At 68.6% G+C, this 328-nt stretch carries 1 protein-coding gene; it reads right to left on the bottom strand.

The genetic code is table 11. From position 1 onward, the window contains the following. The coding region (locus ACKLKD_RS28075) for a sodium ion-translocating decarboxylase subunit beta (protein ID WP_420062025.1) at positions 1-328 on the bottom strand (328 nt) is incomplete at both ends.

Below are 328 nucleotides of genomic sequence, written 5' to 3'. Positions count from 1 at the left end.
CGCCCCGACGCCCATAAAGATGACCAGCGGGGCGATGCCCGAGCCGATCGCCACCTTATAGAAGATGGCCAGCACCCCGGCGGAGTAGCCCATGTCCACCGCCAGCGTCTCCATCTGCCCCTGCACCGACGGCAGGGCCAGGGCCAGCGCGTCCTTAATGGCGTGGACGTCCGGCGCGCAGTGGAGCTTCGCGGCAATCACCGCCAGCTGCGCCGGGTCGTGGTGGGCCAGCAGGCTCTCCAGGGCGGTGAGCGCCAGTCCGGCCTCCGGGATGTTCGACAGCAGGCCGCCGAAGCCAATCGGCAGCAGCAGTAACGGCTCGAACTTT

It is taken from the genome of Klebsiella sp. 10982 (assembly GCF_048589245.1).
Taxonomy (GTDB): domain Bacteria; phylum Pseudomonadota; class Gammaproteobacteria; order Enterobacterales; family Enterobacteriaceae; genus Klebsiella; species Klebsiella quasivariicola.
Note: the sequence above shows the minus strand (reverse complement) of the source record. Positions and strands in the feature narration are given on the sequence as shown.